Source organism: Weissella hellenica (genome assembly GCF_005405545.1).
GTDB lineage: Bacteria > Bacillota > Bacilli > Lactobacillales > Lactobacillaceae > Weissella > Weissella hellenica.
The window spans coordinates 1-17972 of record NZ_BJEG01000010.1 but is presented as its reverse complement, the minus strand read 5'-3'; the positions used below and the strand labels follow the sequence as shown (position 1 = coordinate 17972).

Here is a 17972-nt window from a genome sequence, read left to right as displayed (position 1 = left end):
TATCACGCTCCTTGCATAAATTTATTCATATCTGTTAATGCTTTGGGAATAATTAGTGGTTCTCCTGGCGTTTTAATTGCAACTAATTGCAACACACCTGCATGATTTTTCTTATCATGCACCAATTGATGCAACATATTTGAATTTTGCACTAGTGGTGAATCAATTGGCAAACCAACTACGGTTAACCTATGGCGCAAATCATCCAAAAATTTTACCGTGCTAATATCAGCTTGTACAAATCGTTGCGTAATTGCTATCATCCCAATTGAGACAGCCTCACCATGCCTTAATTTACCATGTGCCAATAATTCAATTGCATGTCCAATTGTGTGCCCAAAGTTAAGATATTTACGAATACCCGCTTCCTGTTCATCCTGTATAACAATCCCAGCCTTATATTGTACCGACTGCGTAATTAACGTTAACGCATTCTCTAAAATATCCACCGTTGATTGTATCTTACCAGTTAACTCCCAAAAAACGCCACCTGCTAGTGCACTTGTTTTAACAACCTCTGCATAACCTTCAACTAAATCACGATTTGCTAGTGTTTTTAAATATGACGGATCAATTAAAACTAAGTCTGGTTGATAGAATGTTCCCATAATATTCTTAGTTTGACCTAAATTAATTGCAGTTTTTCCACCAACACTCGAATCAACTTGGGCCGTCAAAGATGTCGCAAGTTGAATAAACCCAATGCCACGCATATACGTTGCGGCAGTAAGTCCTGCCAGATCACCAATGACACCGCCGCCCAGAGCAATTATCCCATCATCGCGTGTAAAATGATTATCCGCTAGCATTGTGATGGCTTGTTCTAAATACGGTAACGTCTTGGTTTGTTCACCACCTGGAAGGACTAATGTTGTGACCTGATAACCAACCGCTTCTAATTGGGCACATGTTTCTGCTAAATAATAATGACCAACTTGCTCATCTGTCATAACTAATATTTGTCGTTGTGACCAAACACCTTGAATTTGTGCGCCAATCTGTTCACGTAATCCGTTTGCTATTTTTATTTGATAGATCTTATTAGGAAGAGATACCGTTATCATTAGCTTACCTCACTATGTCGTGAATGGCTTGGGCTTTCACAAATAAATTAATCATTTGTTCTGGCGTTAACGCTTGTTTACCATCAACCCACGCTTTGGTTGGTTGATCATGAATCTCGATCATTAAACCTTGTGCACCAGCTGCCACAGCTGCCAAACCAGTTGCTGTCACATGTTCAGCAACACCCGCAGCATGAGATGGATCCGCTAAAATTGGCAAATGTGTCAATTCTCTTAATACTGGAATCACACTAACATCCATTGTATTCCGTAAATATTTTTGATCAAAACTACGAATACCACGTTCCATCAATATAATTTGCGTATTACCCTCCGAGGCAATATATTCAGCTGCACTTAACCATTCATCGACCGTGGCACTCATTCCTCGTTTTAATAATACGGGTTTAGCTTGTTTACCAACTGCTTTTAATAAGGCAAAATTTTGCATATTACGAGTACCTACTTGGAATATATCCGTATATTGACCAACTAAATCAACATCAGCAGGGCTCATGATTTCTGTCATCATATCCATTCCTAAGGCATCTGCGGCGGCTCGATGCCACTTAAGTCCCTGCTCACCTAATCCTTGGAAACTATACGGGTTAGTCCGTGGTTTATATGAACCACCACGTAAAATAGTCGCACCGGCGGCTTGCGCAAATTTTCCCATTGTTAAAACATGATCAGCTGATTCAATTGCATCAGGACCTGCAATTAGATTAAAGTTATCACCACCAATTTGACTATGTGCTGTTTGAATCACAGTATCGTTTGGGTGAAATGTTCGACTAACTTGCATCGCTGCTGGATGTTCAGCAATCATTTCGACAACATCGGCTTGATTAATGAATGATAAATCTGCACGAGTTTTAATTTCAGCAAAGCCAACACGATTTTTAAAACGATAGACATGGTTTAATTGGCGGCTTTTAGCTTGTGTTACGACCGCCTGTGCTGTTTGTTCATCTTTCATTACAATAATCATTTTAATTTCTTCTTTCTTCTGAAATCGCTACCAACATACGTTGTTGATCAGGAATTATGCCCGTCCAAGTAGCAAAACTCAATGCGCCTTGCCCGGCTAACATAGCTAGTCCATCCATTGCCTCTCGATTGGCTTGTTTGGCTGCTGACACAAAAGGTGTATCGTCTGTCTTATAAATAATATCGACAACTTGTGCTTGTTTAGGTGTTAATGAAAATTGTTGTGGGGATAATAATGATGGTTCATCTCTCATCCCGACACTTGTTGCATTCACAATGAGATCAGCTGTTGGTAGATATTGCGCAATTGTTGCCAGATCATGTAATGGTTCTGGCATTAAATCAGCTAGTGCTTCTGCCTTAGCAGCAAATTTTTCACTCATTCGATTAAACACGTGCACTTGCGTCGTCCGAGGAGCACTCGCAATAATTGCTTGTGCAGCACCACCAGTCCCAATAATAATTGTCTGTTTAGGTGCCTGCGTTATTGTGGTCCAAAATCCCTGTCCATCAGTCGTATCACCAAATAAACGCCCATCCTTAATGGTAATTGTATTAACCACACCAAGCCGTTTAGATAAATCAGATATTTCATCCATATAAGGCACAACTGCTTGTTTAAAGGGCATCGTAACATTTAGCCCCTTGATACCTTGAGCAACTAGTTGTGGTAATGTTATTGCTAAGTTTTGCGGTTCAATAGAAAATAATTGATAAGTTGCATCAATATTTGCCAAACGGAATGCTTGGTTTTGCATAATGGGTGATTTTGAATGTTCGACCGGATACCCAATTAATCCATAATAATCTGTCATTAATCTCTCCGGAAATTTTATATTTTCAACAAGTAAAAAAGAGACCACCAAGAAGCAGCCTCTTTTTTGTTGCTAAACTCTTCTCATTAATAAGTTTACTAAAATCAGAAGAGCATTCCAATACCATAATGAATTGCAATCGTTATTAAGCCAATCATAATATTACGACTAATAGCCCGTTTAGGCAGACCTTGTCCTAATTTAGCACTTAAAAATCCGGTTAAGGCAACCGCAACAATTGTCGCCCCAATCGTTGCTAAAAATTGCCACTGTAATGGCGCTAAATACATGGCTGCAAGTGGTAACATACCACCTAGGCTAGCACATATCAATGAAGAGAACGCTGCTGACCAGGGGCTCACGTAATGGCCCAATGTCATGTCATATTTCACTTTTAAAATCGTCTCTAATGGGATTTTATGCATTAATTCACGGGCAATTTTATGAGCCGTTACTTCGGTCAATCCCTGATCATAATAAAATTGATAAATATCTTGCTGTACTTGATCTGGTTGCTTTTTGATTCGCTTTTTTTCATCTACAACGACAACTTTTTGTGCATCTGCTTGCGAACTCACTGAAGCGTATTCTCCTGACGCCATTGATAAAGCGCATGCTAATAAATCGGCTAGTCCTGCCAATAAGATTGTAAATTGGTTGGTCGTTGCAGCACCGACTGAAAATAGCACCCCCACTACTGTTAAAATACCATCATTTGACCCCAAAACGCCTGCACGAATTGTATTTAATTTTTCTGCCATGATGTTGGCTTTTTTTGTCATAATATTAAGCTCCTATCAACGAACCAATTAAATAAGTAATAATCATCGTAAAAACCCCTGCCATAATATTACGTATGGTTGCTTTTTGTTTATCTGCTCCTGATAAATGTGCTGCCATAAAGCCTGTAATGCCTAAAGCAATTAAGACAGCAATACCGGTTGCCATAATGCGTATGTGCACAGGTAATAATGTCATTGCCAACATCGGCAATAATGAACCTAATGGAAAAGCAATCATTGAGGAAATGGCAGCCGATACAGCTGATATTTCATGATGCTGTGTAAAACCATAACGCTCTTTAATTGTTGTTCCTAAAGGATCTTGATTCATTAATTCAGTTGTTGCAGTCAATGCTAATTCTTTAGAAATACCTTGTTGCATATACCGTTCTTTTACAAAATCAAATTCTTCATGATAATTATTTTGTAAAGCTGATTTTTGCCGCAGGATGGCCTTTTTCTGGGCATCATTTTCTGAGTGTACTGATACATATTCACCCATTGCCATAGAAACTGTTCCTGCTAGCGCTCCAGCAAAGCCCGCAATAAATATTGCAAAGGAGCTTGTTGTTGCGCCTGCAACGCCAATAACAATTCCAGATACAGATAAAATACCATCATTAGCCCCCATTACAGCAGCTCGGATAATATTATTTTTTTGGGCTAAATCTTGATTTGTTTTCATGCAATAGCCTCCTCTCAGTCTTTTCAATTATACTCGTAAAAAAAGAAAAAATGTTTTTGACTTAAAGTAAGAGTTTTTATGAAACAAAAATCATTCCTGAATATCAGATAAAATAAAAACTCGTTCATAACCCCCTGGATTACAAACGAGTCTTAAAGATATCACACTCACTTAAAGTTGCTTCTTCATATAGGTTAAAACTGGGATACCGATAACTGGTACTAAAATAGCACCAACAATTATTTCAAAAATACCATTAAAGCCAGCAATTGAAACGATCAACCACTGCGCTAAATTAGTATTAGGAATCCCCGTAAATGACGTATCCATTATTGTAAAGCTAATCCAAGTAATGGCTAACACTAGACTCGTATTAATCAAGGCAGAGAGGCCACCTAAAATACTTAACCAAATACCCTGCTGCTTGAAATCACGTTGTTGTACAAATCGATGATATAAATAACCAATCAAAAAGCCAACCAATATTCGTGGCACTAGTGCCGTAAACGGATTACGAAAAATTAAAGCCCCAATACTAGGTACGCTTGACCATGCATGCCACAGTGAGTATGCACCCCACACAAATCCTAATAAGGCACCACCTTTTGGTCCTAAAACCATACTACCAATTGCAACTGTATAGGTAATAATTGTGACGGCTGCCCCAATGGCAAACGCCCCTAATGGTAAGGTTCCCAACCAAGGGACAATCGATTGTAATAAAACAATTCCAATGAATAAGGCAGTTAATACAAGTTGTCTACTTTTATTCATACGCGGTTGCATCAGTGTTCCTCCAAATTTATTGTTAGTGTTTATAAAATATTCATTAATTATCATACAACAAATGTTTGAAATTATTACACAAAATCTTTTAATTTGTTTAAAAAAGCATTTATAGGCTCGGGGGAAAATAGTATTTCAAACTAAAAAAGTAGTACAATGCCCGGTTAACAGGCATTTACTACTTTTTAAACGTATATCATCAGACTCTACGGTACCATACGTTATTCATAATATTTTTTAATTTGCACGTTTCTTATCAAAATAAATATTCATACGTCGAATTGCTTCTTGTAAATCTTCATCAGATGCAGCATATGAAATACGAATATATTCTGGCGTAAATTCAGAAAAAGCAGCCCCAGGAATTACGGCAACATGTCCATTTTCAGCTAAATCTAACGCAAAAACTTCACTGTCTTGATTCATATCAGCTGGAATCTTAGCAAAGATATAAAAAGCACCTTCTGCCGGTACAATTTCAAACCCAAATGCTTCTAGTTGTGGGACCATCCAGTCACGTCGCTTTTTGTAAATTTCACGCATCCCCTCAGCAACATTAGCTGATTTCGTTAACGCAACTGTTGCACCATCTTGAATAAATTTAGGTAACGCAAACGTTAGCGCCTCATGAACTTTTTGTGCCTGATCAACGAAAGCTTTATCAGCAATAATAAAGCCAATGCGATATCCTGTCATGGCATGTGATTTTGATAAACCAGTCATTAGAATTGATTGTTCTGGTAAGAGACTAGCCATTGAAACATGCTCTTGATCGTATGTCAATTGTGCATAAATTTCATCAGAAATCACCCATAAATGGTACTTCTTGAAGACATCCGCAAGCGCTTCTAATTCATCGCGTGTGTAGGTCACACCAGTCGGATTAACTGGATAATTAAACAAGACAGCTTTAATGTTAACATCCGATTCTTCAACTGTTTGCGCCACTAATTCCGGTGTTAATTTGAAATTAGTTGGTCGTGTATTAACGGTAATTTTTTGACCATGTGCTAAGTCTAAGGAAGCTGTATAAGGTGCATAGGCTGGTTCAGGAATCATTAAGCCTTCGTTATCATTTAGCAAAGTCATAAAAATCACATTGATAGCTTCTGATGCCCCCACTGTTACAATGACATTAGTTTCATCATCAAATGGCAAATCATAGCGTGAGCTATAATATGCTGCTGCTGCTTGACGCAAATCACGTTCCCCTTGGGCATCAGCATAGTGTGAATTATTATTGGCAATTGATGACATAACCGCTTCTTTGATATTTTCATCAACATCAAATCCCGGTTCACCAAATGTTAAACGTAACAAATCTGGTATGTCACGCACTTGTTTTTGAAAACCTGTTAACCCATCAGGTGCTAGATTCGTGATTTTGGCATTCAACGGTTGTACAAATTCATTTTGCGTCATTTTCATTCACTCACATTTCTATTTATTTTTTAATTTAGTATCATAGTTAATATTAAATTTAAAGTCCATTTTACTATTTTTTTCTACCTTAACACAACTAGTAGATTAGTTTATTATACTAAATTCATGATAAAATAATTATATATCATTCTCATAAAAAATGTTTTTTAATCATTAAACTAGAGGAGGCTTAGAATGTTAGATTTTACTGACACGCCGATTGAAGCACCCATTCAAAATTGGGATTGGGCACCTATTAAAGAAGTGCCCATTATAGAAAATAACGAGCCCTTAGTTTCATTAAGTTATTTACCTGAAAAACTGATTGTTAGCCCACAATATTTTATCCAAAACTTACCCGGTGCCTATCCTGAACTATTTGCCCGAGCACATGTACAAGAAAAATTAATTGAAGCTGCGCGCAAACTTCCCTACGGCTATAAATTTGTTGTATTTGACACGTGGCGTAGTATCCCCACGCAACAAGCCTTATTTGATCAAATGAAATTATTTGTTAAACGCGACCACCCTACTTATTCTGATGAGGAAATTCAACAAGCGGCTTTACGAATTGTCGCCTTACCGTCTACTGATGAAAAGAAGCCGTCACCACATAACACTGGGGGTTCTGTTGATTTATCAATCATCGATGAAAAAGGACGCCTATTAGATATGGGAAGCCCCTTTGATGATATTAGTCTTCACGCCAAAACCACTTATTACGAAGTGGACGACACTTCTGACAAATATGAGGAAGCCCGCCGTAATCGACGGTTGCTCTATCACATCATGATTCAATCTGGTTTTACTAACTACACTGAAGAATGGTGGCATTTTGATTATGGTAATCAAAATTGGGCTAAATTAAGCAATCAAGATCACGCTTTATATGGTGCTACAAAACCAGTATTTCCTTGGGTGAAAGCTTATTAAACATACCAATAATTTGTAACATTTATGATGGCTATTAAGAAAAAGAGCACGCAGAAAAAGGCGGTTTGAAGCCAGCGTGTGAACTGAACCCCGTAAGTTGGAATACCTCCAAACTTACGGGGTTCAGTTCGGTGTAACGCGTTTACACTATAAACATTGCAGGCGCATCATTAATACATTTTTAACTAAAAAAGTTGGGACATCTTCTGTGATCCCAACTTTTCTATCTAAACCACATTAATTTCTAATTAAAATTAATGTGGTTTCACTTATTTTTAATCAAAGCTTACACTTGACTATGAATTAAATCTCGTTTTGCTAATTCTTCAGCAATTTGCACCGTGTTCCAAGCAGCCCCTTTTAAAAGATTGTCAGAGACAACCCACATATTAAAACTACCCGGATTTTCAATGTCTGCCCGTACACGTCCCACAAATGTTTCACGCTTATCCACTGCATTTAATGGTTGTGGATAGACTTGATTTGCTGGATCATCTTCCAAAACAACACCTGGTGCTGCTGCCAAAAGTCGTTGTACATCTGCACGTGTTGCAGATTCATCAGCAACGGTAACATAAACCGACTCACCATGACCAACTGGTACTGGTACACGAACTGCCGTCGCCGTCACCTTAACTTGAGTTGATGTTGGATCACCAAACATGATTTTTTTGGTTTCTTGCATCATTTTTTGTTCTTCATACGTATAACCGTCATCTTGAAACGTATCAATTTGTGGTAATAAGTTAAATGCTAACGGATAATGCTTTTTATCACCCTTGGTTGGTAAAATTTCAGCTGTTTGGGACTCACCATTCAAATGTTGTTGCGCTTGTTGTAATAATTCATCCCAGGCACGCTGCCCTGCCCCCGAAGCAGCTTGATAGGTTGAAACAATCACTTGTTTTAGACCATATGCTTTATGCAATGGTTCTAATCCAACAACCATTTGAATTGTTGAACAATTAGGGTTAGCAATAATGCCATGATGATCAGCTAATGCTTCTGGATTAACTTCAGGTACAACTAATGGTACCTTTGGATCCATGCGCCAATATGATGAATTATCAACTGCAACAGCACCACGTTTGACTGCTTCGGGTAATAATTCGCCTGCTAGTTGTCCACCTGCTGAAGCCAGTACTAAATCCACCCCGTCAAATGATGTTGGTTTTGCTTCCTCAATCGGAATAACCTGGCCTTTAAATTGGCGTGTTTGACCAACTGAACGCGCTGATGCTAGTAACTTTAATGATTTTACTGGAATTGTTGATTGCGCTAACTGTGCTAAAATACGTGTCCCAACTGCACCGGTCGCACCTAAAATTGCAACATGATATCCTTCATCCATCTTTTAGTCCCCCTTATATGCTTGGTTTTAATCAAAAATTTGCTACATTAAAAGCACAATGCTGAAAAATCCAGTTGTGCTTGTAATAATTATTTATTTTTTTAATTCAACATAATGTTGCAAACGTGTCATCGCTGTTTGCAACTTTTCTGTTGAAGCGGCATATGAAATACGAATATAGCCTTCACCACCTGCACCAAAAATTGAGCCTGGTGCAATACCTAATTTCACAGTTTCTGCTAAATCGTAAACAAATTCCAGATCATTCGTATTTAATGATGCTGGGATTTTTGCAAAGATATAAAAAGCACCACCTGGTTGTGCTGCAGTGAAACCTGCCTTAGCTAAGCCTTCTAAGACAAAATCGCGTCGCTTTTGATAAACAGTTCGCATAGCAACAGGATCTTCACGTCCATTACGTAACGCTTCAATGGCACCAGCCATCATTGGACCTGGTGCCGTTGCCACCATTGATTGATGCGCTTTACCAATCTGATTCATTAATGCTGATGGGCCAACCACGTAACCAATTCGATAACCTGTCATGGCATGTGATTTTGATAAACCGCTAATTAAAATCGTCTGTTCTGGTAATAGTTTAGCCATTGACGTGTGTTTTTCATCATAGACAAGTTCTGCATAAATTTCATCAGAGATAACTAATAGGTTATGCTCACGCAAAATATCAGCTAATACCGCTAATTGTGCAGCCGAATAAGTCACACCCGTTGGATTTGACGGATAATTCAATAAAATCGCTTTTGCATTAGGATGCTCTTTAATGGTTGCTGTTAACTTTGCCGGTGTGACAAGAAAATCAGGCGCTGTATTTAAGCCAATTACTTCAATATGATTCATTTTTGCAACTGATTCATAAAGTGGAAATGTTGGTGTCGGTACAATTAATTCATCACCAGGATTAAATAATGCCTGAAAAGTTGCACTAATGGCTTCAGCAGCGCCCACCGTAACACTAATCTCTGATTTTGGATCATATCTTGGTGTATCAAAACGCTCTGTCAAATAGTCTGAAATAGCTTCACGCAATGCTATCACACCTTGAGATGGTGAATAATGCGAATCATCAGCCGCAACATCAGCAATAATTGCTTGCTTAATATGTTCAGGCGCTGAAAAATCTGGTTCACCCAATGTTAACTTTAAAATACCGTCTATCTTTGAAAACCTATCATCAACCACCCGAATTGGTGATGGGACACTATTAGCCAATGTTTTATTAACTTGGCTAACCAACGCTTCACTCACTTCAACCATCTTTGCTTCTCCTTGGCTTATATGCCCACATTCTAATACTTATTATAATACCTTGTCTAATCCTGTTTGCAATCCTTTAATAGTATTAATACGACGAATGGATAAGGCAACACCACCCATAAATGACTCCCGAGTAAATGATATTTGCTTAATACGTAATGTTTCTCCTGGAGCGCCAAATACAACCTCTTCTTCAGCGACATAACCAGGTAAACGCATCGCATGCACTGGCACACCAGCAATTTCATCCCCACGAGCAGCATCCTCGTGATTAGTAGTAACTGGCGTTTGCTCACGTGCTTGAGCAATTGCTTGGGCAGTTGCCCGTGCTGTTCCTGAAGGTGCATCCATTTTTTTGGGATTATGGATTTCCAAAATTTCAGCATCTGGTAAGTATTTTGCAGCTTGAGAAGCAAACTGCATAAGCAAAACACCTGACAAAGAAAAATTAGGTACAATCAACGTTGCTTGGCCCTTGTCTTCACTGACTTTTGCTAGCTGTTTAACTTGCGCTTCTTGTAAACCACTCGTTCCGACTACTAAATTAAACCCATGTTGCAAAGCATACTTGCCATTATCAAAGGCTGCATCTGGTCGTGTGACATCAACCCACACATCAGCCGTAACATTAATATCAGCTAGCGACGTAAAAACTGGTACATCACTATCACTTGGTGCATGTGCTAAAATACCGACAAGTTGCAAATCTGATTCAGTTGCGATTAATTGCTGAATAGCGCGCCCCATTTTACCGAAGCCACCAGCTAAAAATACAGTTGTCATGTCCATTATCCCTTTCGATCAAGTTTTGTTAAAACGTCCTGTGTTTCCACTTCATCCAATGGTAAGATTGGCAAACGAGTTACATTTTGTACTTCACCTTGATGTGCCAAAACTGCTTTAAGTGGTGCTGGCGATGGATAGCTAAACAAAGCTAACATCTTGGGTGTTAACCAACGTTGCATTTCACCTGCCTTAACAACATCACCTGAAGCTAGTGCTGCAAACAAATCAGTCATTTCTTTACTATATAAATGGGCCGCAACTGAAATCGTTCCGGCAGCACCAACAGCCTTGGCAGCCAAAGTTTGTGAATCCTCACCCGTATAAACCTTAAAATCAGCGGGTGCATGGTCAACTAGATAAGCCAAATCATCAATACTTGTCACCTGTTTAACAGCATTAATATTTGGATGTTCTGCTAATGTTAGAACACTCTCATTGGTCAAACCCACTACTGAACGTCCCGGAATATTGTAAACCATTACTGGCACAGTTGCTGCATCAGCAATTGCTTTAAAATGTGCCATCATCCCCTTCTGATTTGGCTTGCTGTAATAAGGTGTCACTGCCAAAACAGCATCAACACCAGCAATGCCACTGACCTCTTTGGCTAGGGCAACTGAATTAGCAGTATTGTTATCACCTACGTTAGCAATCACCGGACCATAGTCGCCAACTTTAGCTGCAAAATAGGCATACAAAGCAACCTTTTCTGCATGCGTTAATGTTGGCGACTCACCTGTTGTCCCACCAATCACAAATCCTTGTGACCCCTCAGAAATCAAACGGCTTGTTAATGAATCCAAAGCCGGATAATCAATAGTATTGTCTTGCGTAAATGGGGTAATAATCGCCGTAATCAAAGAAATATTTTCATACATTTTATTCACACTTTCTATTGTTCCATTCGCCAATTTAAAAATTTAATCATTGCGTGAACGCCTGGTGCAATGGCTGCTTCATCGGGTGCTAACTGGCTGTCATGTAACCCATGTTCAGCATCACCGACACCTAGCCAAAACATCGTACCTGGAATCTGATTAATTAAATAGCCAAAATCTTCACCTGTCATAGCTGGTTGTGATATTGCAAAATCAACATCTTCATCATTCGCCATAAATGCCATAAATGCAGCCGTTGTTTTTTGATCATTATTAACCGGCCAATAACCACCTTGATTTAATTCAAGATCAAAAGTGACCCCATACATGGTTGCTAAACTTTGGGCAATTTCACGTACTCGCTGTTGCATCATTTCTAAGTCAGCTTGTTGAAAGGCGCGAATCGTACCCGCCAACTGTGCTTCATTAGGTATAACATTACCAATTGTTCCAGCTTGTAATTTACCAATTGTAATAACGCCACCACGTACTGGGTCAACATTACGTGAAACAATTGTCTGAATCGCCATCACAAATGAAGCGGCAGCAACGATTACATCCTGTGCTTGGTGGGGAAAAGCAGCATGACCACCATGACCCTTAATCGTTAAATGAATTTCGGTCGTACCTGCAAACAACGTTCCTTGACGTGTTGCAATTTGACCGGCTGGCATGGCTGGCTGATCATGTAATGCATAAAATTCATCTGGTCGCCATTCATCAACAAACGTTCCCAATTCATATAGTTGTTTACCACCTGCTTGTTCTTCTTCAGCTGGTTGAAACAAAAAAACCATATTGTCTGTTGGTTGATTTTCTGCAAAATGGGCTAACACCCCCAGCGCAACTGTCATATGAATATCATGACCACAAGCATGCATCACACCATCATTTTGGGAAGCATATGGCAACTGTGTTTCTTCCTTTATCGGTAAAGCATCAATATCCGTCCGATAACCAATTGTTCTTTTAGGATTACTACCGGTTAATCGCACCAACAAGGCTGTTGGAATAGCTGGAATTTCTCGAATAGTTAACCAGGGTGACCCCCAAGACAAAACAATTTCTTTTAGATAAACTTGCGTTTGATACTCTATCATCGATAATTCCGGATTGGTATGTAAATGACGGCGAATCGCAATTAAATCAATATCAGCTGTTGCCACTGCAAATCCCCTTTCTTTTTATAATGAACGTAACGCATCAACCAAAGCCGTTTTAGCTTGTGTCTTTTCATCAATCTTTTTAATAACTTTAGCAGGAACGCCTGCAACCACGGTATTAGCGGGAACATCCTTCGTGACAATAGCTCCTGCGGCAATAACAGCATTTTCACCAACTTGGACGCCTTCAATGACAACCGCATTGGCACCAATCAAAACGTTATCCCCAATTGTTACTGGTGTAGCAGAAGCAGGTTCAACAACTCCTGCCAACACTGCCCCTGCGCCAACGTGACTATGCGCCCCCACAATGGCACGACCACCTAGAACAGCCCCCATATCAATCATGGTACCAGCACCAATTTCAGCACCGATATTAACAACGGCGCCCATCATGATAACAGCATTCTCACCAATCGCAACTTGGTCACGAATAATGGCCCCTGGTTCAATACGAGCAGGTACATTTTCATAATCCAACAAAGGTACCCCACTATTACGTGCTAATAATTCAACATGATAATCAGAAATCTTATCACCAGCTGCGGCAATAACTGGTTGAATGTCTTGATAATCACCAATTACGGTACCAGTTTTAGTTTCAATAAATGCTTGCACCGTTTCTGGCCAGGTAATCTGTGCCAAATCACCAGCTAACGTAACACGTGCTGGCGTCTTTTTAGGAGCCGTCGCAATGTAATTAATAATTTCTTGTGCATCTAAATTGTTCATTATTTTTCTCCCAAATTCTGCTTTTTATTGATAGTGCTTATCTAAACGAAGCATGTCCGTATAAGTCTCACGTTCTACAACCAATTGCTCTTTACCATCCTCAACAAAGACAACAGCCGGACGTGGATTGCGATTATAATTTGAAGCCATTGAATAACCGTAAGCACCAGTTGCCAACACCGCTAAAACATCCCCTGGTTTCGTCTGTGGTAACGCTTGCTCCCAAACCAACACATCCCCAGATTCACAATACTTACCAGCTACTCGGACTACTTGTTCAGATGGTGCCGACGGATTGTTGGCAAGTATGGCTTCATACTTTGCTTCATACAATGCCGGGCGAATATTGTCACCCATACCACCATCAACAGATAGGTAACTACGAATACCTGGCACATCTTTTCTGGAACCAATCGTATAAAGATTATAACCAGCAGGTCCTACAATTGCTCGTCCTGGTTCAATCCAAATGGTTGGCATTGTCATACCATATTCAGTAGTCTTTTCAGTAATCGTATCAATAATTGCCTCAACAAATTCAGTTGCAGGTAATGGTTGATCTTCTTGCGTATATCGAATACCAAACCCACCACCTGTATTAATAACTTGTGGTTCAAAGCCCCACTCATGAACCAAATCAACTAACTTGGCAGCAGCCATCTGAAAACCAGTCACGTCAAAGATTTGCGAACCAATGTGAGCCGAAACTCCTAATACATTCAAATAAGGATCAGCTAATGTTTGCGCCAACGCCTGCTGGGCTTGACCACTATTGACATCAAAACCAAACTTACTATCAGTTTGACCCGTTGAAATATAATCGTGCGTATGAGCTTCAACACCTGGCGTAATACGTAACAAAACATTTTGCTTTTGGTTACGCTCTGCTAATAAATCATGTAATAGATTAATTTCATAGAAATTATCTAAAATAATAGTTCCTAAACCATTGTCGATCGCCATCTCTAATTCTTCGGCTGATTTATTATTACCATTGAAAGAAACATTGGCCATTGGGAAATTTGCGGCTAATGCCGTTTGAATTTCACCACCAGAAACAACATCTAAGTGAATATCCTCTTGCGCCGCAACTTCATACATTGCCACCGTTGCGAATGCTTTCGAAGCATAGGAAACGGCATAAGCCATGTGTCGATTAATGAAGACGGCCTTAAAAGCCCGCATTTGATTGCGAATACTATTCACATCGTATACATACAATGGTGTTTGATACTTTTGTGCCAATGACGTGGCGGTTACACCACCAATCGTTAATTCACCAGCTTGATTAACCTGATATGGTACTGCCATAAGAATTCCCCTTTAATCTACTATTACACGCATTAAGCGTTCTTGTAAGCCGGTTGCAACAACCCATGGTGCTAATGAAACATGTTGTGCAACATCTTCTAATGTATTTTCATATTGTCCTTGTTGACCAATAATGGTTACAACTGTACCGACTGGTAATTCTTCAGGTAATGAAATCATCATTTGATCCATTGCTAAGTTACCAACGATGGGCGCTTTTTGCCCATTTACCAACACTTCAAAACCTTTTAATGATCTTGGTAAACCATCGGCATAGCCAATTGGTAAGGTACCGATCCATTCGCCTTCTTTAGTATGGTATGTATGACCATAACTAATGGCTGCATTAGCCGGCATTTTTTTAACATAGATCAATTCCGTTTCTAATGTCAGAACTGGTTTTAAATAATTATCTGGCAACACTGAGCCTCTTGAAGGTTCCATACCGTAGATCACCGTGCCTGCACGAATATAATCCGTTGGTATTCCATCAGCATGATAGAGTGCAGCGCCTGAATTTGCTAAATGAACCATTGGTGGCATTGACAAACCATCTGTTAATGCATGCCAATTAGCCAATTGTTCATGAAAATAAGCATTCTTTAGTGAATCCCCTTCTGAAAAATGGGTCATGATACTTTGGTATTTAAATGGTGTGTCTGCTGCTTGTAGATACCGTATTGCGTCTATCAACGCATCACGTTCTCTAAACCCAATGCGTCCCATGCCGGTATCAACACCCAAGTTAATTTGTAATGTGTTGGACGTTCCCTCAAGATTGTTAGTTGCTTGCTGTAGCCATGCTAAATCACTAACCGTTGCAATTAAATCATTATCAGCCATTAACTTCGCATATTGCGGTAACGTGATGCCTAAAATTAGAATTGGTACGGTAATACCTACTTGGCGTAGCGCTAATGCTTCATCCAAAACGGCAACCGCTAAACCATCAACACCGCCTTTGATTGCTGCTTGTGCCATTGTCTGTAGCCCAAAACCATAAGCATTGGCCTTTACTGCTAGAAACATAAACTTGGCACCACTCATTTTTCTAGTGACCGACACATTATGCGTAATTGCTGCTTGTGAAATTTTAATTCTAGTTGGTCTTGTTATTGCTACTACCATGTTATCAACCTCTATTTTAATTTCTGACACAAAAAAACCGATCAACAGGCACTATTGCACTGTCAATCGGACTTAAAATTATCCTATAAGACTGTGACAATAGCACCCCGCTTGTTAGCGACAGTCTAATAGCTATTAACTACTATCCCAACAATTCAAATGACACAATTTGAATTATTTCGGCAACCGCTCCTTTCACTTAATTTCTTTACCTGTGCAGGCTCCATTAAGCTACTTTTATTGGTTGCAACCTCTATTAATCATTAATGTAACATTAGAATATATTATTTTTATTATTATGTCAACACTTGACATTAATCTTTTTTTCACTTTTAATTAGTGCCAATTAGAATTTTTATTTGGAGGAAAAAATGAAAGTCGTAAAATTTGGTGGTTCATCGCTAGCAACTGGCGCACAAGTTCAAAAAGTTCTTAACATTATCCAAGCTGATAATGATCGTAGAATCGTTGTTGTATCAGCTCCAGGTAAACGTTTTACTGATGATATTAAGGTGACTGACTTATTAAAAACTTATGCTGATCAAACTATTGCTGGTGATGATACCACAGATATTTTGTTGACCATTTTGGCGCGTTACCAAGACATTGCGCAATATTTTGGATTAGAAAAAAATAAGATTATTCCCCAAATAAAACAGCAATTAATCCAGTTAAATCGTGTTCATTATCCATCATTTGACCACTTATACGCTGCCTTTATGGGGCATGGGGAACTACTCAATGCACAATTAATTGCTTGTATCCTACAAACAATTGGTCAACCGGCTACTTTTGTTTCCCCGATGGATTTAGGAATGACGGTTAGTGGTTCACCCCGGGCTGCCCGCTTAGATCCTGCTAGTTATGAACGCATGCATCATGTGCAGTATGATGCAAATAAATTATTAATCGTACCTGGTTTTATTGCCTATACCAATGACGGTTATGCAGCCACTTTTAGTCGCGGTGGTTCTGACATCACCGGCGCAATTTTAGCACGTGGCTTGCATGCTGATTTATATGAAAATTTCACTGACGTTTCTGCGATTTATACTGTTAATCCAGGTATCGTTGCTAATCCTAAGTCGATTGAAAAAATGACTTACAGAGAGATGCGTGAACTTTCATACGCCGGCTTCGCAGTTTTTCACGATGAAGCCATTATTCCTGTCATCGAAGCAAATATACCAATTAATGTTAAAAACACTAATGATCCCGAGGCACCTGGTACAATGATTGTACCTAACCAGGCGATTACGCCTACTTTACCAGTAACTGGCATTGCCAATGATGATCGTTTTGCAGCACTATATTTACACCGCTATTTGCTTAATCGTGAAGTTGGTTTTACGTTGAAAATTTTACAAATTCTTGCATCATATAATGTTAGTTATGAGCATATGCCTTCTGGAATTGATGACATGACAATTATCTTTGATAAATCACAATTAACCCCCACTATCAAAGCACACATTAGTCATGACTTGTATCAAACAATTGCACCTGATGACTTAGAGTGGCTTGATGATTACGCTATTATTATGATTGTTGGTGAGGGGATGCAAAAAAATATTGGTACCCTTAATAAAATTACAGCTGCATTGGCGAAAGACAATATTAATCTCCCCATGGTTAATCAAGGTGCCTCGCAAATTTCAACGATGTTGGGCGTACCCGTTGACCAAATGGACGAAGCGGTTAAAGTCATTTATGAAGCTGTTTTTTAGGTCCACCCTTTATATGATGCCAACCAATTGAAATCTTTAATCTAAAAAAGTCGCAAATTACCAATAATTTTGGCTCTATACTTTCTAGCGTGAAACTAAACATTTCACGCTTTTTATTTTGTCTTTTTCACATAAAAAAAGACA

The 17972-nt window shown here is 39.1% G+C and carries 17 protein-coding genes and 1 riboswitch; of the genes, 2 read left to right on the top strand and 15 right to left on the bottom strand.

The window, feature by feature from the left end; genetic code table 11:
• Nucleotides 1-2: 2 nt before the first annotated feature.
• From aroB to FFM61_RS06135, 7 genes are all read right to left on the bottom strand, one after another.
• The gene (aroB, locus tag FFM61_RS06165) at nt 3-1064 is read right to left on the bottom strand and encodes a 3-dehydroquinate synthase (RefSeq protein ID WP_074427707.1); all 1062 of its coding nucleotides are present in this window, start codon (nt 1062-1064) and stop codon (nt 3-5) included.
• A gap of 4 nt (nt 1065-1068) precedes the next feature.
• Nucleotides 1069-2055 (bottom strand): 3-deoxy-7-phosphoheptulonate synthase, encoded by a 987-nt coding sequence (aroF, locus tag FFM61_RS06160; protein ID WP_074427708.1) that lies wholly within the window; start codon nt 2053-2055, stop codon nt 1069-1071.
• A gap of 1 nt (nt 2056) precedes the next feature.
• The gene (aroE, locus tag FFM61_RS06155) at nt 2057-2869 is read right to left on the bottom strand and encodes a shikimate dehydrogenase (protein ID WP_074427709.1); all 813 of its coding nucleotides are present in this window, start codon (nt 2867-2869) and stop codon (nt 2057-2059) included.
• A 104-nt stretch (nt 2870-2973) separates the two neighbouring features.
• A complete protein-coding gene (locus FFM61_RS06150; RefSeq protein WP_074427710.1) occupies nt 2974-3651 on the bottom strand; it encodes a VIT1/CCC1 transporter family protein in 678 nt (225 codons plus the stop codon).
• A 4-nt stretch (nt 3652-3655) separates the two neighbouring features.
• Nucleotides 3656-4336, bottom strand: a complete 681-nt coding sequence (locus FFM61_RS06145; protein ID WP_074427711.1) for a VIT1/CCC1 transporter family protein — start codon at nt 4334-4336, stop codon at nt 3656-3658.
• A gap of 171 nt (nt 4337-4507) precedes the next feature.
• Nucleotides 4508-5122, bottom strand: a complete 615-nt coding sequence (locus FFM61_RS06140) for an ECF transporter S component (RefSeq protein WP_074427712.1) — start codon at nt 5120-5122, stop codon at nt 4508-4510.
• Nucleotides 5123-5359: 237 nt separating this feature from the next.
• Nucleotides 5360-6544 carry an aminotransferase class I/II-fold pyridoxal phosphate-dependent enzyme gene (locus FFM61_RS06135; RefSeq protein ID WP_074427727.1) on the bottom strand — a complete coding sequence of 395 codons (1185 nt, stop codon included), beginning with the start codon at nt 6542-6544 and terminating at the stop codon, nt 5360-5362.
• 195 nt (nt 6545-6739) lie between these two features.
• Here FFM61_RS06135 and FFM61_RS06130 point away from each other — a divergent pair, with 195 nt between their 5' ends.
• A complete protein-coding gene (locus tag FFM61_RS06130; RefSeq protein WP_074427713.1) occupies nt 6740-7477 on the top strand; it encodes a M15 family metallopeptidase in 738 nt (245 codons plus the stop codon).
• 286 nt (nt 7478-7763) lie between these two features.
• Here FFM61_RS06130 and FFM61_RS06125 read toward each other — a convergent pair whose 3' ends face one another.
• From FFM61_RS06125 to alr, 8 genes are all read right to left on the bottom strand, one after another.
• Nucleotides 7764-8828 (bottom strand): aspartate-semialdehyde dehydrogenase, encoded by a 1065-nt coding sequence (locus FFM61_RS06125; protein WP_074427714.1) that lies wholly within the window; start codon nt 8826-8828, stop codon nt 7764-7766.
• A 93-nt stretch (nt 8829-8921) separates the two neighbouring features.
• Nucleotides 8922-10103, bottom strand: coding sequence for an aminotransferase class I/II-fold pyridoxal phosphate-dependent enzyme (locus FFM61_RS06120; protein WP_074427715.1), 1182 nt, complete (start codon nt 10101-10103; stop codon nt 8922-8924).
• A 42-nt stretch (nt 10104-10145) separates the two neighbouring features.
• The gene (gene dapB / locus FFM61_RS06115; protein ID WP_074427716.1) at nt 10146-10886 is read right to left on the bottom strand and encodes a 4-hydroxy-tetrahydrodipicolinate reductase; all 741 of its coding nucleotides are present in this window, start codon (nt 10884-10886) and stop codon (nt 10146-10148) included.
• A gap of 5 nt (nt 10887-10891) precedes the next feature.
• Nucleotides 10892-11767: a 4-hydroxy-tetrahydrodipicolinate synthase gene (gene dapA, locus FFM61_RS06110; protein ID WP_074427717.1), complete on the bottom strand. Its 876-nt coding sequence runs from the start codon at nt 11765-11767 to the stop codon at nt 10892-10894.
• Between the two features lie 14 nt (nt 11768-11781).
• The gene (locus FFM61_RS06105) at nt 11782-12933 is read right to left on the bottom strand and encodes an N-acetyldiaminopimelate deacetylase (RefSeq protein WP_074427718.1); all 1152 of its coding nucleotides are present in this window, start codon (nt 12931-12933) and stop codon (nt 11782-11784) included.
• 18 nt (nt 12934-12951) lie between these two features.
• Complete coding sequence (gene dapD, locus FFM61_RS06100) at nt 12952-13662, bottom strand: 2,3,4,5-tetrahydropyridine-2,6-dicarboxylate N-acetyltransferase (protein WP_074427719.1); 711 nt, start codon at nt 13660-13662, stop codon at nt 12952-12954.
• Between the two features lie 24 nt (nt 13663-13686).
• Nucleotides 13687-14973: a diaminopimelate decarboxylase gene (lysA, locus tag FFM61_RS06095; RefSeq protein ID WP_074427720.1), complete on the bottom strand. Its 1287-nt coding sequence runs from the start codon at nt 14971-14973 to the stop codon at nt 13687-13689.
• 12 nt (nt 14974-14985) lie between these two features.
• Nucleotides 14986-16101 (bottom strand): alanine racemase, encoded by a 1116-nt coding sequence (gene alr / locus FFM61_RS06090; RefSeq protein WP_074427721.1) that lies wholly within the window; start codon nt 16099-16101, stop codon nt 14986-14988.
• Nucleotides 16102-16193: 92 nt separating this feature from the next.
• Nucleotides 16194-16365, bottom strand: a riboswitch (Lysine riboswitch).
• Between the two features lie 107 nt (nt 16366-16472).
• On the opposite strand from alr, the gene FFM61_RS06085 reads away from it, so the two are divergent.
• On the top strand, nt 16473-17828 hold the full coding sequence (locus FFM61_RS06085) for an aspartate kinase (protein WP_074427722.1): 1356 nt from the start codon (nt 16473-16475) through the stop codon (nt 17826-17828).
• The last annotated feature ends 144 nt before the right edge of the window (nt 17829-17972 follow it).

Coding starts and splice junctions, on each gene's coding strand:
- aroB (WP_074427707.1), bottom strand. CDS start 1,064: ATGATAACGGTATCTCTTCCTAATAAGATCTATCAAATAAAAATAGCA.
- aroF (WP_074427708.1), bottom strand. CDS start 2,055: ATGATTATTGTAATGAAAGATGAACAAACAGCACAGGCGGTCGTAACA.
- aroE (WP_074427709.1), bottom strand. CDS start 2,869: ATGACAGATTATTATGGATTAATTGGGTATCCGGTCGAACATTCAAAA.
- FFM61_RS06150 (WP_074427710.1), bottom strand. CDS start 3,651: ATGACAAAAAAAGCCAACATCATGGCAGAAAAATTAAATACAATTCGT.
- FFM61_RS06145 (WP_074427711.1), bottom strand. CDS start 4,336: ATGAAAACAAATCAAGATTTAGCCCAAAAAAATAATATTATCCGAGCT.
- FFM61_RS06140 (WP_074427712.1), bottom strand. CDS start 5,122: ATGCAACCGCGTATGAATAAAAGTAGACAACTTGTATTAACTGCCTTA.
- FFM61_RS06135 (WP_074427727.1), bottom strand. CDS start 6,544: ATGACGCAAAATGAATTTGTACAACCGTTGAATGCCAAAATCACGAAT.
- FFM61_RS06130 (WP_074427713.1), top strand. CDS start 6,740: ATGTTAGATTTTACTGACACGCCGATTGAAGCACCCATTCAAAATTGG.
- FFM61_RS06125 (WP_074427714.1), bottom strand. CDS start 8,828: ATGGATGAAGGATATCATGTTGCAATTTTAGGTGCGACCGGTGCAGTT.
- FFM61_RS06120 (WP_074427715.1), bottom strand. CDS start 10,103: ATGGTTGAAGTGAGTGAAGCGTTGGTTAGCCAAGTTAATAAAACATTG.
- dapB (WP_074427716.1), bottom strand. CDS start 10,886: ATGACAACTGTATTTTTAGCTGGTGGCTTCGGTAAAATGGGGCGCGCT.
- dapA (WP_074427717.1), bottom strand. CDS start 11,767: ATGTATGAAAATATTTCTTTGATTACGGCGATTATTACCCCATTTACG.
- dapD (WP_074427719.1), bottom strand. CDS start 13,662: ATGAACAATTTAGATGCACAAGAAATTATTAATTACATTGCGACGGCT.
- lysA (WP_074427720.1), bottom strand. CDS start 14,973: ATGGCAGTACCATATCAGGTTAATCAAGCTGGTGAATTAACGATTGGT.
- alr (WP_074427721.1), bottom strand. CDS start 16,101: ATGGTAGTAGCAATAACAAGACCAACTAGAATTAAAATTTCACAAGCA.
- FFM61_RS06085 (WP_074427722.1), top strand. CDS start 16,473: ATGAAAGTCGTAAAATTTGGTGGTTCATCGCTAGCAACTGGCGCACAA.